This is a genomic window from Pseudomonas sp. PDM26 (genome assembly GCF_019219185.1).
In the GTDB taxonomy this organism is placed as follows: Bacteria; Pseudomonadota; Gammaproteobacteria; order Pseudomonadales; family Pseudomonadaceae; genus Aquipseudomonas.
This window is the reverse complement of the sequence record NZ_JAHUWC010000014.1, coordinates 88588-102778: the sequence shown is the minus strand read 5'-3', so window position 1 is coordinate 102778 and position 14191 is coordinate 88588. Positions and strand designations below refer to the sequence as shown.

Sequence of the window (14191 nt, the reverse complement as noted above, 5' to 3'; positions counted from 1 at the left end):
ATGAATTCGATCTCCCGTGCCGTACCTGAAGTGGCGCTGCAGGCCATCCGCAAACTGATTACCGAGCAGGGCTTCGGACCGGGGGATGCATTGCCCTCGCAACGGGAACTGGCGGTGCAATTGGGGGTTAGTCGGGCATCGTTGCGCGAGGCGTTGTCATCGTTGAGTGCGCTGGGCGTGATCAGCATCCAGCCGGGCAAAGGCGTGTTCGTGCAGGCGCCGGTGGAGCTGCCGCGAGGCGAGGCAGCGCCAGGCTGGCCGTTCGCGGCGCAGGCTTCGCCGCTGGATATCTTCCAGTTGCGCTACGCGCTGGAGGGGTTTGCCGCGGGGCTGGCGGCCGTGACCTTGAGCATCGATGAGCTCGATGCGCTGCAAGACAATGTCGCCGCCATGCGCAACGAACTGAAAGCCGCCGATTTCGAAGCGGCGGCGCGGCTGGACTTTGAATTCCACCGACGCATCCTGCTGGCCAGCGGCAATCAGGCGATGCTGAGTATCCTGACTGCCAGTGCCGACATCTTCCTGGAGAGTCAGAAGCTACCGTTCATCCGGGCCGAGCGGGCCATGGAAACCTGGCAGGAACACCGCAAGATCCTTCGCGCGCTGGCTCGCCGAGCCTCTGGCGCCGCACAGAAAGCCATGTGTGAGCATGTGCGTAACGCGGCGTTGCGCACTGGAATCGCCTTCGTCGCTCCCGCCACGGCGTGACCTGGGCTATACCCAAACTCATGGAACACCATAGCGAGACTCAATCAACTGCACCTTCCTGAACGAGGTAAGGACCGCTATGATGGGCCACGTTTTTTTGCTTACAACCCTGGAGAATTCCATGAGCAGCGATCTTATCAAACACGTTAGCGACGCTAGCTTCGAGGCTGACGTACTCAAGGCTGAAGGCGCTGTACTGGTCGATTACTGGGCTGAATGGTGCGGCCCTTGCAAAATGATCGCTCCTGTTCTGGACGAAATTGCCGAGACCTACAAAGGCAAGCTGACCGTTGCCAAGCTGAACATCGACGAAAACCAGGAAACCCCGGCCAAGCATGGCGTGCGTGGTATCCCGACCCTGATGCTGTTCAAGAACGGCAACGTTGAAGCGACCAAGGTCGGCGCACTGTCGAAGTCGCAACTGGCTGCCTTCCTCGACGCCAACATCTAAGCGTCGTTGCAAAGTGTTCTGAAAAAGCCCCGCAAATAGCGGGGCTTTTTGCGTATTCAGGGCTAGACGCTCCTAAACTCAGGTGGTACATTCGGCCCCGCACTGGTTTCTCCATTGCCCCCTGCTAGCCGTCGCCGACGCACTCCTTTTCGAATAAGTACGCGATCCTGTCGCCTTCTCCGCGGCGCGGCCTCATTAAGCCAAAAGCTTAATTTCCCCCCTCCATAAATGATTACGTCATTCCTATATGAATCTGACTGAACTCAAGCAAAAGCCGATTACCGAACTGCTCGAATTGGCCGAACAGATGGGCATAGAAAATATGGCCCGTTCGCGCAAGCAGGACGTGATTTTCTCCCTGCTCAAGAAGCACGCGAAAAGCGGTGAGGAAATCTCCGGTGATGGCGTGCTGGAGATTCTCCAGGACGGCTTCGGCTTCCTGCGCTCCGCTGACGCTTCCTATCTCGCAGGTCCAGACGATATCTATGTCTCGCCGAGCCAGATCCGTCGTTTCAACTTGCGCACCGGTGACACCATCGTTGGCAAGATCCGCCCTCCAAAGGAAGGCGAGCGTTATTTCGCGCTGCTCAAGGTCGACACCATCAACTTCGACCGTCCGGAAAACGCGAAAAACAAGATTCTCTTCGAGAACCTGACCCCGCTGTTCCCGACCGTGCGCATGAAGATGGAAGCCGGCAACGGTTCCACCGAAGACTTGACCGGTCGTGTCATCGACCTGTGCGCCCCGATCGGCAAAGGCCAGCGCGGTCTGATCGTTGCACCGCCGAAAGCCGGCAAGACGATCATGCTGCAGAACATTGCCGCGAACATCGCGCGTAACAATCCTGAAGTTCATCTGATCGTGCTGCTGATCGATGAGCGTCCGGAAGAAGTAACCGAAATGCAGCGCACCGTGCGCGGCGAAGTGGTTGCCTCGACGTTCGACGAGCCGCCAACCCGCCACGTGCAGGTTGCCGAAATGGTGATCGAGAAGGCCAAGCGCCTGGTCGAGCACAAGAAGGACGTGGTGATCCTGCTCGACTCCATCACTCGTCTGGCTCGCGCCTACAACACCGTGATCCCGAGCTCCGGCAAAGTGCTCACCGGTGGTGTCGATGCCCACGCCCTGGAGAAACCGAAACGTTTCTTCGGCGCTGCGCGGAACATCGAAGAAGGCGGCTCGCTGACCATTATCGCCACCGCGCTGGTAGAAACCGGCTCGAAGATGGACGAAGTGATCTACGAAGAATTCAAAGGCACCGGCAACATGGAACTGCCGCTGGATCGTCGTATCGCTGAAAAGCGCGTGTTCCCGGCCATCAACATCAACCGTTCCGGCACCCGCCGCGAAGAGTTGCTGACCGCCGACGACGAGCTGCAGCGCATGTGGATTCTGCGCAAGCTACTGCATCCGATGGATGAGATCGCAGCCATCGAGTTCCTGGTCGACAAGCTGAAAACGACCAAGACCAACGATGAGTTCTTCCTGTCGATGAAGCGCAAGTAAGTCGAGCAGGCACAAAAAGCCGGGGAAACCCGGCTTTTTGCTATCCGATTTTTGATCAGGTGGCAGTTCGTGGTTCTGAACCGAAGGGTTCGGCGCTAAACTGCCTGCCCCGAACGCCACGGCCAACACGAGGCTCACGCATGCAGTATCGCGACTTGCGCGACTTTATCAGCGGCCTGGAACAGCGCGGTGAACTCAAGCGCATCCAGGTTCCGGTGTCCCCAGTACTGGAAATGACCGAGGTCTGTGACCGTACCCTGCGCGCCAAAGGCCCGGCCCTGCTATTCGAAAAGCCTACGGGTTACGACATTCCCGTGCTCGGCAACCTGTTTGGCACCCCCGAGCGCGTGGCGCTGGGCATGGGCGCCGAGGCGGTCAGCGAATTGCGCGAAATCGGCAAGTTGCTGGCGTTCCTCAAAGAACCCGAGCCACCGAAAGGCTTGAAGGATGCCTGGTCCAAGCTGCCGATCTTCCGCAAGATCATTTCGATGGCGCCGAAAGTCGTCAAGGACGCGGTGTGCCAGGAAGTGGTCATCGAAGGCGACGACGTCGACCTGGCCATGTTGCCGGTGCAGACCTGCTGGCCGGGCGACGTTGGCCCGTTGATCACCTGGGGCCTGACCGTCACCAAAGGCCCGAACAAGGATCGCCAGAACCTCGGCATCTATCGTCAGCAAGTGATCGGTCGCAACAAGGTCATCATGCGCTGGCTGAGCCACCGTGGCGGCGCGCTGGATTACCGCGAATGGTGCGAGAAGCATCCCGGCCAGCCGTTCCCGGTATCTGTGGCATTGGGCGCGGACCCGGCGACCATCCTTGGTGCCGTGACCCCGGTTCCCGACAGCCTTTCCGAATACGCTTTCGCCGGCCTGTTGCGCGGCAACCGCACCGAGCTGGTGAAATGCCGCGGCAATGACCTGCAAGTGCCGGCCACCGCCGAAATCATCCTCGAAGGCGTGATCCATCCGGGCGAAATGGCCGATGAAGGCCCGTACGGCGACCACACCGGTTACTACAACGAAGTCGACAGCTTCCCGGTATTTACTGTCGAACGCATCACCCACCGGATCAAACCGATCTACCACAGCACCTACACCGGCCGTCCACCGGATGAACCGGCGATTCTCGGCGTTGCGCTGAACGAAGTGTTCGTGCCGATCCTGCAGAAGCAGTTCCCGGAGATCACCGATTTCTACTTGCCGCCCGAAGGCTGCTCGTACCGCATGGCCATCGTGACCATGAAGAAGTCGTATCCGGGCCACGCCAAGCGGGTAATGCTGGGTGTCTGGTCGTTTTTGCGACAGTTCATGTACACCAAGTTCGTTATCGTCACCGACGACGATATCAACGCCCGGGACTGGAACGACGTGATCTGGGCCATCACCACGCGCATGGACCCCAAGCGCGACACGGTGATGATCGACAACACGCCGATCGACTACCTGGACTTCGCTTCGCCGGTGTCCGGCCTGGGTTCGAAAATGGGCCTCGATGCCACACATAAATGGCCGGGCGAAACCACCCGCGAGTGGGGCCGGGTCATCGTCAAGGACGATGCCGTGACCCAGCGGATCGATGCCATCTGGAATCAGTTAGGAATAGATTGATGCGTGTAACCTTGCAGCCCTCCGGAGCAGTGCTTGAGATATTGCCCGGCGAGCGGATTCTCGATGGCGCACGCCGTCTGGGCTACGAATGCCCGCAAAGCTGCCGCAACGGCAATTGCCACGTGTGCGCCGCGCTGCTGGTGGAAGGGCGGGTCGAGCAGGCCGGCAATGTGCGTGATCATGGCGAGTTCTACACTTGCATAGCGGAGCCGCTGGAAGACTGCATCGTGCTGTGGGATGGCGTGCTCGCCTTGGGAGAACTGCCGGTGCGCAGCCTGTCGTGTCAGGTCATTGAGTGCAAGGACGTGGGCGGCGACACCTGGCGCGTGCGTCTGCGGGCTCCGGCCGGCAAACCGCCGCGCTACCATGCCGGTCAGTACCTGATGATCGAACGCGAGAGCGGCGAAAAATCCGCCTTCTCCCTCGCCTCGGCACCGCATGCGGGACGCGACCTGGAAATCCACGTACTGGCGCGTGAATCCAGTGCGCTGGGTCTGATCGAACAGCTTCAGCGCAACAGCATGGTGCGGGTCGAGTTACCGTTTGGCGATACCCACCTGGAAGAGTTACCGGACGGTCCTCTTGTGCTGATCGCCGCTGGCACCGGCATGGGCCAGATCCACGGCCTGATCGAACATTGCCGGGCCTCGGGTTTCAAGCATCCAGTGCACCTGTATTGGGGCGTGCGTCGCCCAGAAGACTTTTATCAAGTCGAGCATTGGGACGAATGGCTGAAGCTGCCCAATCTGTTCCTGCACAAGGTCGTCAGCGATCAATGCAACTGGGAAGGGCGTTGCGGCATGTTGCATGAAGCGGTCTGTGAAGACTTCCCTGACCTCAAGCCGCTGCACGTGTACGCCAGCGGCTCTCCGGCCATGGTCTACGGCACGCTGGATGCGCTGGTGGAAGCGGGAATGGATGCGCATCAGATGCGTGCCGACGTTTTTGCCTACGCGCCACGCTCGTAGGTCAGCGTGGGATCAGAAGCGCACGCCAGTGGTCACCATGGCGGCGTTGAAGCCGAGCAACACCAGCTCGGCTGCCACTGGACCGTAATGTGCGCCCAGTGAGGGGATGATCACCGGTGCGACCCCGAAGTGATTCAGGGGGATCTTGTCCTTATGTTTGCCACGGTAGCCTTCCAGCAGGCCGCCCGTGAATTTGATGTACACGGGATAGGAGGCGTTGTCGTAGCGTTTACCCGCGTAGACATAATGTGAGCGCTGACTGTACGAATTGCGAAAAGTGGCAGCGCCAAACAGCCAGTCGGACGCGTCGATACGTTCAAGACCAATCAGATCCTGATTGTTGTTGTGCCTGGGGTCGGGCGAATAGTGCTTCGTATAAACACTGGTCTGCAAATACCAGGAGCCGGTGTCGTTTGAGCTTGCATGCTGTGCCAGCGCCAATGGCGCCAAGACCATCGACAGCACTGCGTAAAACCATGGTTTTTTCATTGGCGGCCCCTGTAAAGGCAGTCTGGCTTGCGCCTGTGTGGCCGTTATACGCGACGCCCGATGGGGGCCAGAAGGCGGCAAATCTGAAGGGGGAGTAGGACGTTTCTGATAAGCGGCTTTATTCCCGGAAGGACTCAATGCTTATGCATATTTCATTCTGGTATTTAAGATATTTGCATAATGACATTAGGGTATATAAACAGTCAGGCAAACGTCCTTTATCACATTTCGTTTTACCTTTACTGCTATATGTTCTATTACATTAATAGTACTTACATTTTGTAATGCTTGCGGGGCCGAACAACTTTTGCCATGAGCGCCATTGAATCTGCTTTCTTGAATCTGGCTTACCCTCCGCGGCTCGATCTGGGGCCGCAGCTCACTCACGAACAACTGCTCAGCTCGATGCAATCGACCATGGCGCGCCACAAGGGCGGGCCGGTCTGGCTGTTTGCGTATGGTTCGCTGATCTGGCGCCCAGAATGCACGGCGGTTGAGCGGGTTCGCGGCCGGGTGCATGGCTACCATCGCGGGTTGTACCTGTGGTCCCACGAACATCGCGGCACACCGGAAATGCCCGGCCTGGTGTTTGGCCTGGATCGCGGCGGTTCTTGCAGCGGTTTCGCCTATCGCTTGCCCGAAGAGCAACTCGAAGCATCGCTTTACGCACTTTGGCAGCGCGAGATGCCATTCCCTTCCTATCGCCCGCACTGGCTCAACTGCCGTCTCGAAGATGGCAGTCAGGTACAGGCATTGGGCTTTGTGCTGGAGCGACACCTGCCCAGCTATGCAGGCAACTTGCCGGACCATGTGCTGAGCCATGTGTTTGAAAACGCCTGCGGGCGCTACGGCAGCACTCGCGATTATGTCGAGCAGACCGCGCACGCCCTGCGCAGTCATGCCATGCCAGACCGGAATCTGGAGGCGCGGCTCAAGCGCTGTAAATCGAAGTCTGACCAGACGAATGTCGCGCGGCCCTGACTGGAAACTGGTTCGCAACACATGAGCTTTTTGCCTGAAGATCTTCGCCAGTTGCTTTGATTTACGTGCCAATTAAAAGCGATCTGAATGACGTCTTTCGAAGTTCAGATCGCTTGCCTCGCTCAGCGAACCTGCACAACAACCTTCCCGACCGCTTTACGCTGACCAAGATCATTGATGGCCTGCGCCGCATTGCCCAGCGGATAAACCTGTGACACCAGCGGCTTCAATTTGCCTTCGGCAAACCAGCCAAACAGTTGCTGGAAGTTCGCGGCGTTGTCCTGTGGCTGACGTTGGGCGAAGGAGCCCCAGAACACACCGAGCACCGCTGCGCCTTTGAGCAGTGCAAGGTTCACCGGCAATTCGGGAATGCGCCCGCTGGCGAAGCCGACCACCAGCAGGCGGCCGTTCCAGGCGATGGCGCGGATGGCCTGGTCGAACAGGTCGCCGCCGACCGGATCGTAGATCACGTCAGCGCCCTGGCCATCGGTCAGGCGCTTGATTTCGTCCTTCAGGCTGGTTTCGCTGTAGTTGATCAGTTCGTCGGCGCCGGCGGCCTTGGCCACGGCGAGTTTCTCTGAACTGCTGGCCGCGGCAATCACCCGGGCGCCCATGGCTTTGCCGATTTCCACCGCCGCCAGGCCAACACCGCCGGAGGCACCAAGCACCAGAAGGGTTTCGCCTTGTTGCAGGTTGCCGCGCTGCTTCAGGGCATGCATCGAGGTGCCGTAGGTCATGCTGAAGGCGGCGGCGGTGTTGAAGTCCATGGACGGCGGGATCGGCAACACGTTGTAGCCCGGCACGGCGACCTGTTCGGCAAAGCTGCCCCAGCCGGTCAGGGCCATGACCCGGTCACCGACTTTCAAGTGGCTGACCTTTTCGCCCACAGCGCTGACCACGCCGGACGCTTCGCCACCCGGAGAGAACGGGAAGGGCGGCTTGAACTGGTATTTGCCCTCGATGATCAACGTGTCGGGGAAGTTGACCCCGGCGGCGTGCACGTCCAGCAGGATTTCATTCTTCTTCACGACAGGACTGGCGACGTCTTCCAGCACCAGCGATTCGGCAGGGCCGAAGGCTTTGCACAGCACGGCTTTCATCAGGGCTATTCCTTTGGGAGTGATGGCCGATAAGTGTAGGTGTGTGAGTTGATGGGTCAACGAGCATGCCTGGCCCTGATAGTCAGCCATAAGCTTGTGCCTGCGTGACGGGTCGTTATGCCAGGCCGTAAACCGGATAAGGAGCGAATTTTGAAAGCGTGGATCATGTTGATGCTGGCCCTGTCTCTGCCTGTGACAGCGGTGGCCGAAGAGGCCAAAGAGGATGCAGCTCCGAAGGTCAGTTACATCACCCTGAGCCCGCCGTTCGTGGGTAACTACGGGCTGGACGGCACGCCGAAACTCAAGGTCTACAAGGCCGATGTGGCGTTGCGGGTGACCGGTGACGAGGCGGCCAAAGCGGTGAAGGCCAATGAGCCGTTGATCCGCAATCAATTGGTCGCGCTGTTTGCCCAGCAGACTACCGAGACGATGAACAACGTCGAGGCCAAGGAAAAGCTGCGTCAGGAAGCCCTCAAGCAGACCCAGCAGATCATGAATGATGAAACCGGTAAGCCGGTGGTTGAGGACTTATTGTTCAACAACCTGATCATCCAGTAATGCTGGATTCTGTAGGAGCTGGCTTGTCGGGTCGCCGCATCGCAGCGATAGCGCCCTCAAGACCGCCATCGCCGGCAAGCCGGCTCCTACAGAGGCATCTCAACGCAGTGCAATCACCGCCGCCCACTGCTCCGGCGTCACCGGCATCACCGACAACCGCGAGCCTTTCTGCACCAGCGGCAACTCGGCCAGCGCCGTCTGCTGCTTCAGGTAATCCAGTTTCAGCACCCGGGCAAAGGTCTCGACATGCGCGACATCGATCGCGCTCCAGGCATTTTTGTCCGGGGTGGCCTTCGGGTCAAAATAATGGCTCTGCGGCTCCAGTGCCGTCGGGTCCGGATACGCGGCTTCGACAATTTTGCCGATTCCGGCAATACCAGGCTCGGGGCAGCTGGAATGATAGAAAAAGAACTCGTCCCCCACGGCCATAGCCCGCAGGAAATTGCGTGCCTGATAGTTGCGAACCCCGTCCCAGTGCGCTTTGCCGAGTTTTTCCAGTCCTTTGATCGAGAGTTCGTCGGGCTCGGATTTCATCAGCCAGTAGGCCATGTCTGTTGCTCCTTGCGAGGTGATTGAGCAGCTTGTCGGCGATTTTATGACAAACCGACAGTCGGTTGACGTCAGCATTTGCGCAGCGGTTCACGTTGTCGCAAAATGCCGGCCTTTAAAGCTTGACGCTGCTGCACGGCCTACAAACGGAAACCGCTGCTGTCATCGTGTAGATATGCCTTTGGGGGGTAATCGATGAAACGCAAACCGGATTTACTATGGATTCTGGTCATTTTGTTTGGCCTTGGCGTCGTGACCACTGGCTATGCCCAAAGCCTGTGGGCCAGCAAGACCGACGCACCAGTCGAGCTCGCCCAATTGCAGCAACAGTCGACAGCCTTCAAGCGCTGATCCTGTTGCCTCGGCGTCGCTGATCGAAGTGGCGCCTACCCTGCGTAATACCAGGCCTTGTCCGTCACCGTTCCTTGCAGCGGCACATCCCAGCTTGCCTGAGCCAATCGCTCCACCTTCTGACATTCATGGGCAAGCCCCAACAGCGTCGGCTTGCGCCAGTCGTTTCGTCGCGCCAGGTAAGCCAGGCTCCGATCATAGAAACCACCGCCCATCCCCAGGCGTCCGCCGACATCGTCAAACCCCACCAAGGGCAACAACACCAGGTCCAGCGCCCAGATCTTGCGTTGCCGGGCGAGGTTGGCCCGTGGCTCGAGAATGCGGAAGCGGTTGGGTTTGAGCTTTTCTCCGGGCCGGATACGCTGGAACACCATTTTGGTTCGCGGCCAGGCGCTCAGCACCGGTAGATAGGTGGCTTTGCCCCGGCGTTGTGCGGCGCGCAGCAACAGGCGCGGATCGATTTCTCCGTCGGTCGGCAGGTAGAGCGAGATGTGTCTGGCGCGGCGGAACAGCGGTTGCTGGGCCAATTGCCGGTATAGCCCGCGAGCGGCCTGGCGCTGCTGGCTGGGGGTCAGTGCGCGGCGGGCCTTGCGCAGCATGCGTCGAAGTTGCGGGCGAGGGAGCAGCGCAGGTTCGGTCATGTATTCGGGCTTCAGCAATGCGGATACGTGAAGCGTACCCGTAAAAACGCCAAAGCCGGTATCAAAACCGGCATTGGACTGAAATCAGGCTCCCCGAATGTGCCGCTGTCGACTTAGCCCTTGAACCCGAAAGTTCAAGGTGGAAGATGCAGTAGGCTTTAAGGCTTTCCGTCTAGCGGACATGCACACCAGCCCAACGTGCAACCTCCAGGGTATAGCAAATCGGCTCAGGGACATCGCCAACTGGCAAGCACCCCAGGGAGTGAGGGGATTATACCGCAAGCGGCGGCGCGAATCAGCCCTTGGTGACGTCCGGATCGGTGGCGAGCACCAGATCGACGCGATCGAGCAGGTCGCGCACCTGTTCGCGGGTCGAGCCGCTGGCCTGGATATCCGGGCGTTCTTCCTTGTGCAACAGGTCGTGGGTGATGTTCAGCGCTGCCATCACGGCGATACGGTCGGCGCCGATGACTTTGCCGCTGCTGCGGATCTCGCGCATCTTGCCGTCCAGATAACGGGCAGCGCTGATCAGATTGCTGCGCTCTTCCTGAGGGCAGATGATCGAATACTCTTTGTCGAGGATCTGCACGGTGACGCTATTGCTTGAACTCATGAGTCTTGCTCCAGGGCCTTGAGGCGCGAAATCATCGATTCGACCTTACGCCGGGCGATTTCGTTTTTTTCAATGAGATGCGCGCGTTCCTCGCGCCAGGTTTTTTCCTGAGCTAGTAAGAGTCCGTTTTGACTCTTAAGTTGCTCGACTCGGGTAATCAACAGTTCGAGTCTGGACATCAGCGCTTGCAGATCGGTGTCTTCCATTGTCTTCACTGTCTGATGGGTGTTGGACTGTAAGACTGTTAAGAGCGAGCTTGCTCGCGATGAATTTGAAAACGCCACGGGGTGTCAGGTACCCAGCGTTATCGTTAATGACCATCGCGAGCGAGCTCGCTCCTACAGGGGTAGTCGATGTAGGATACAAGGCCTTCATTCTAGACATAGCGCCGTCTGGCGCCTAGCTGCCCATGACCATTCAGAATTCCCCGTACCAAGCCTTCGCCACCCTGCTGACTTCCAGCGGTCACAACGTCTCGCCTGCCGAATTGCACGGCCTGTTGCTCGGCCGCAGCTGCGCCGGCGCCGGTTTCGACGCCGAAGGCTGGCTGATCGACGCCGCCGAACTGCTCGAAACCGAGCCGCAGGACAACGTTCGCAACGCCCTGATCGGCCTGCAAGAGATGGTCAAGGGTGAGCTCACCGGCGATGACGTGACCGTCGTTCTGCTGTTGCCGACCGACGACGCCCCGCTCACCGAGCGTGCCGCCGCACTGGGCCAATGGTGCCAAGGCTTCCTCAGCGGTTTCGGCCTGAACTGCCGTGACAGCAGCTCCCTGAGCACCGAGGCCTCCGAAGTGCTGCAGGATCTGGCGGCCATTTCCCAGGTGCAAGACGCGCTGGAAGAGTCCGAAGACGGCGAAACCGACTATATGGAAGTCATGGAGTACCTGCGCGTCGCACCGCTGCTGCTGTTCTCCGAGACCAAAAAAGACGTGCCGGCCGCCGCCAAACCGTCTCTGCATTAATCGTTTGCCAGGGAACGCCATCTGCCCATGATCCACATCCCGAAATCGGAATACAGCCGTCGCCGCAAGGCCCTGATGGCGCAGATGGAACCCAACAGCATCGCCATCCTGCCCGCCGCCGCGGTGGCCATTCGTAACCGCGACGTCGAGCACGTCTACCGCCAGGACAGCGACTTCCAGTACCTCAGCGGTTTTTCCGAACCCCAGGCCGTACTGGTGTTGATGCCGGGGCGTGTGCATGGCGAATACATTCTGTTCTGCCGTGAACGCAACGCCGAGCGCGAGCTGTGGGATGGCCTGCGTGCCGGGCAAGAGGGCGCGATACGCGACTTCGGCGCCGACGACGCCTTTCCCATCACCGATATCGACGACATCCTGCCGGGTCTGATCGAAGGCCGTGACCGGGTGTATTCGGCCATGGGCAGCAACCCCGAATTCGACCGCCACCTGATGGAGTGGATCAACGTGATCCGCTCCAAGGCCAACCTCGGTGCCCAGCCGCCGAACGAATTCGTTGCCCTGGATCATCTGCTGCACGACATGCGCCTGTATAAATCGGCGGCAGAAGTGAAAGTGATGCGCGAGGCGGCGCGGATTTCCACCCAGGCGCACGTACGGGCAATGCAGGCCTGTCGCGCCGGGTTGCACGAATTCAGCCTCGAAGCCGAGCTCGATTACGAGTTCCGCAAGGGTGGGGCGAAGATGCCGGCCTACGGGTCGATCGTTGCGGCGGGGCGCAACAGTTGCATCCTGCATTACCAGCAGAATGACGCGCTGCTCAAGGACGGTGATCTGGTGCTGATCGACGCCGGTTGCGAGATCGACTGCTACGCCAGCGACATCACCCGGACCTTTCCGGTCAGCGGCAAGTATTCAGCGGAACAGACAGCGATTTACGAATTGGTGCTGGCCGCCCAGGAGGCTGCCTTTGCCGAAATCGCCCCGAACAAACACTGGAATCAGGCGCATGAGGCCACGGTCCGGGTCATCACGGCCGGGCTGGTCAAGCTGGGGTTGCTGCGGGGCGACGTCGACGAATTGATCGCCAGCGAAGCCTACAAAGCGTTTTACATGCACCGCGCCGGCCATTGGCTGGGCCTGGATGTACATGACGTCGGCGAATACAAGGTCGGCGGCGAATGGCGCGTGCTGGAAGTCGGCATGGCGCTGACCGTGGAGCCGGGGATCTATATCGCTGCGGACAACCAGAGCGTGGCGAAGAAATGGCGCGGCATTGGCGTGCGCATCGAGGACGATGTAGTGGTCACCAAAACCGGCTGTGAAATATTGACGAACGGCGTGCCGAAAACCGTCGCCGAGATCGAGGCCCTGATGGCCGCCGCGCGGACACAAGCGGCATGAGTCGACTCAATCTGGCAATCATCGGTGGCGGGCTGGTCGGTGCGAGTCTGGCGCTGGCCTTGCAAGCTGGAGCCAAGGCCCGGGGCTGGAAGATCGTGCTGATCGAACCGTTCGCCCCCGGCGACACGTATCAACCGAGTTACGACGCCCGTTCTTCGGCGTTGTCCTTCGGCTCCCGGCAAATTTATCAACGCCTGGGCGTCTGGCAGGAAGTCTCCCGTCGCGCCGAGCCGATCAAGCAGATTCATGTTTCCGACCGTGGGCGTTTCTCGACGGCGCGGTTGTCGGCGATGGAAGAGGGCGTTCCTGCGCTGGGTTATGTCGTTGAAAACGCCTGGCTCGGCCAATGCCTGTGGCAAGGCCTGGACAAGGACGTGATCAGTTGGCGCTGCCCGGCGGAAGTCACCCGCATGGAGCCGCTGACCGACGGCTACCGCCTGACCCTCAATGATGAAACCACCCTGGAATGCGACCTCGCGGTGCTCGCCGATGGCGGCCGCTCCGGCCTGCGCGAGCAATTGGGGATCGGCATCCGCAAGCGTCCGTACAACCAGAGCGCGCTGATCGCCAACATCACCCCGAGCGAAGCCCACAACGGCATGGCTTTCGAGCGTTTCACCGACGAAGGCCCGATGGCGTTGCTGCCGCTGCCGGAAAACCGCTGCGCACTGGTCTGGACCCGCCTGGGCATGGACGCGCAACGCCTGGCGGCCCTCGATGAGCGCAGCTTCCTCAGTGAATTGCAGGGTGTATTCGGTTATCGCCTCGGCGCGTTGAAGCAGGTCGGTGCGCGGCATCTGTATCCGCTGACACTGGTCGAGGCTGAAGAACAGGTGCGCTCGCATTTGGCGATTCTCGGCAACGCGGCACACAGCCTGCATCCGATTGCCGGCCAAGGGTTCAATCTGTCCTTGCGCGATGCCCAGGCCCTGGCCGATGCCTTGCTCGCCAGCGAAAAACCATTGGGCGACTTCGCCACGTTGCAGGCCTATCGTGAACGCCAGCGTCTCGATCAGGACCTCACCGTGGGTTTCTCCGATCAGGTCACGCGCCTGTTCGGCAGTACCCAGCCGCTGGTATCCCTGGGGCGCAACATCGGACTGCTCGGCCTCGACCTGTTGCCACCGGCCAAACGCTGGTTTGCCCGACAGGCGATGGGTCTGGGTACGCGTCCAGATGCGTAACGGGTCGATCCGCCGGTTCGGCAAGGCACGATTGATAAAAATACCTGCCGCAATTGCAGGTCGACATTCATGACGGCGCCGGCCACTTGTTGGCGCGAGTCGGGAAAACCCTTTACGTGCGGCTCAAGCCGCAAGAGAGACAGGCTTAAAGCATG

Annotated in this window: 17 protein-coding genes, 1 other RNA gene and 1 pseudogene; 12 read left to right on the top strand and 7 right to left on the bottom strand. The window is 59.8% G+C overall.

Annotated features, from left to right (window positions below; all coding sequences use genetic code 11):
- The 5 genes from KW849_RS24720 to KW849_RS24700 all read left to right on the top strand — a co-directional run bounded on the left by KW849_RS24720 (nucleotide 1) and on the right by KW849_RS24700 (nucleotide 5241).
- Nucleotides 1–708 carry a FadR/GntR family transcriptional regulator gene (locus KW849_RS24720; RefSeq protein WP_218431647.1) on the top strand — a complete coding sequence of 236 codons (708 nt, stop codon included), beginning with the start codon at nucleotides 1–3 and terminating at the stop codon, nucleotides 706–708.
- Between the two features lie 121 nt (nucleotides 709–829).
- Nucleotides 830–1159, top strand: a complete 330-nt coding sequence (gene trxA / locus KW849_RS24715; protein WP_003206727.1) for a thioredoxin TrxA — start codon at nucleotides 830–832, stop codon at nucleotides 1157–1159.
- A gap of 247 nt (nucleotides 1160–1406) precedes the next feature.
- Nucleotides 1407–2666, top strand: coding sequence for a transcription termination factor Rho (gene rho / locus KW849_RS24710; protein ID WP_057712815.1), 1260 nt, complete (start codon nucleotides 1407–1409; stop codon nucleotides 2664–2666).
- Between the two features lie 140 nt (nucleotides 2667–2806).
- Nucleotides 2807–4273 (top strand): 4-hydroxy-3-polyprenylbenzoate decarboxylase, encoded by a 1467-nt coding sequence (ubiD, locus tag KW849_RS24705; protein ID WP_108217171.1) that lies wholly within the window; start codon nucleotides 2807–2809, stop codon nucleotides 4271–4273.
- Nucleotides 4273–5241 carry a CDP-6-deoxy-delta-3,4-glucoseen reductase gene (locus tag KW849_RS24700; RefSeq protein ID WP_218431646.1) on the top strand — a complete coding sequence of 323 codons (969 nt, stop codon included), beginning with the start codon at nucleotides 4273–4275 and terminating at the stop codon, nucleotides 5239–5241. The genes ubiD and KW849_RS24700 overlap by 1 nt, the downstream gene beginning before the upstream one ends.
- A 12-nt stretch (nucleotides 5242–5253) precedes the next feature.
- Here the strand turns inward: KW849_RS24700 and KW849_RS24695 are convergent, their stop codons facing one another.
- The gene (locus tag KW849_RS24695; protein ID WP_305729732.1) at nucleotides 5254–5697 is read right to left on the bottom strand and encodes a sn-glycerol-3-phosphate transporter; all 444 of its coding nucleotides are present in this window, start codon (nucleotides 5695–5697) and stop codon (nucleotides 5254–5256) included.
- Nucleotides 5698–6042: 345 nt separating this feature from the next.
- Here KW849_RS24695 and KW849_RS24690 point away from each other — a divergent pair, with 345 nt between their 5' ends.
- On the top strand, nucleotides 6043–6711 hold the full coding sequence (locus KW849_RS24690; RefSeq protein ID WP_218431644.1) for a gamma-glutamylcyclotransferase: 669 nt from the start codon (nucleotides 6043–6045) through the stop codon (nucleotides 6709–6711).
- Nucleotides 6712–6833: 122 nt separating this feature from the next.
- On the opposite strand, the gene KW849_RS24685 is transcribed toward KW849_RS24690, so the two are convergent.
- Nucleotides 6834–7811 (bottom strand): NADPH:quinone oxidoreductase family protein, encoded by a 978-nt coding sequence (locus KW849_RS24685; RefSeq protein WP_218431643.1) that lies wholly within the window; start codon nucleotides 7809–7811, stop codon nucleotides 6834–6836.
- A gap of 150 nt (nucleotides 7812–7961) precedes the next feature.
- On the opposite strand from KW849_RS24685, the gene KW849_RS24680 reads away from it, so the two are divergent.
- Entirely contained in the window at nucleotides 7962–8369 is a 408-nt protein-coding gene (locus KW849_RS24680) for a flagellar basal body-associated protein FliL (protein WP_218431642.1), read from the top strand.
- 99 nt (nucleotides 8370–8468) lie between these two features.
- Here KW849_RS24680 and KW849_RS24675 read toward each other — a convergent pair whose 3' ends face one another.
- The gene (locus KW849_RS24675) at nucleotides 8469–8918 is read right to left on the bottom strand and encodes an EVE domain-containing protein (RefSeq protein ID WP_218431641.1); all 450 of its coding nucleotides are present in this window, start codon (nucleotides 8916–8918) and stop codon (nucleotides 8469–8471) included.
- A 195-nt stretch (nucleotides 8919–9113) separates the two neighbouring features.
- On the opposite strand from KW849_RS24675, the gene KW849_RS24670 reads away from it, so the two are divergent.
- Entirely contained in the window at nucleotides 9114–9269 is a 156-nt protein-coding gene (locus KW849_RS24670; protein ID WP_007978897.1) for a hypothetical protein, read from the top strand.
- A gap of 35 nt (nucleotides 9270–9304) precedes the next feature.
- Here KW849_RS24670 and KW849_RS24665 read toward each other — a convergent pair whose 3' ends face one another.
- From KW849_RS24665 to KW849_RS24650, 4 genes are all read right to left on the bottom strand, one after another.
- Nucleotides 9305–9910, bottom strand: coding sequence for a 5-formyltetrahydrofolate cyclo-ligase (locus tag KW849_RS24665; protein WP_008004722.1), 606 nt, complete (start codon nucleotides 9908–9910; stop codon nucleotides 9305–9307).
- Nucleotides 9911–9996: 86 nt separating this feature from the next.
- A non-coding RNA gene (gene ssrS / locus KW849_RS24660) (6S RNA) lies at nucleotides 9997–10175 on the bottom strand.
- A 30-nt stretch (nucleotides 10176–10205) separates the two neighbouring features.
- Nucleotides 10206–10523 (bottom strand): cell division protein ZapA, encoded by a 318-nt coding sequence (locus KW849_RS24655; RefSeq protein WP_039765346.1) that lies wholly within the window; start codon nucleotides 10521–10523, stop codon nucleotides 10206–10208.
- Nucleotides 10520–10729, bottom strand: coding sequence for a TIGR02449 family protein (locus KW849_RS24650; RefSeq protein ID WP_218431640.1), 210 nt, complete (start codon nucleotides 10727–10729; stop codon nucleotides 10520–10522). Before KW849_RS24650 ends, KW849_RS24655 begins: the two co-directional genes overlap by 4 nt.
- 203 nt (nucleotides 10730–10932) lie before the next feature.
- On the opposite strand from KW849_RS24650, the gene KW849_RS24645 reads away from it, so the two are divergent.
- The 4 genes and pseudogenes from KW849_RS24645 to KW849_RS24630 form a co-directional block, all read left to right on the top strand.
- Nucleotides 10933–11490: a YecA family protein gene (locus KW849_RS24645; protein WP_218431639.1), complete on the top strand. Its 558-nt coding sequence runs from the start codon at nucleotides 10933–10935 to the stop codon at nucleotides 11488–11490.
- A 27-nt stretch (nucleotides 11491–11517) separates the two neighbouring features.
- Nucleotides 11518–12852, top strand: coding sequence for a Xaa-Pro aminopeptidase (gene pepP / locus KW849_RS24640; RefSeq protein ID WP_218431638.1), 1335 nt, complete (start codon nucleotides 11518–11520; stop codon nucleotides 12850–12852).
- Nucleotides 12849–14036 (top strand): 2-octaprenyl-6-methoxyphenyl hydroxylase, encoded by a 1188-nt coding sequence (ubiH, locus tag KW849_RS24635; RefSeq protein WP_218431637.1) that lies wholly within the window; start codon nucleotides 12849–12851, stop codon nucleotides 14034–14036. The genes pepP and ubiH overlap by 4 nt, the downstream gene beginning before the upstream one ends.
- Nucleotides 14037–14074: 38 nt before the next feature.
- Nucleotides 14075–14185: pseudogene (locus KW849_RS24630) on the top strand (tetrameric acyl-CoA thioesterase); the annotation flags it as partial.
- Nucleotides 14186–14191 lie beyond the last annotated feature (6 nt).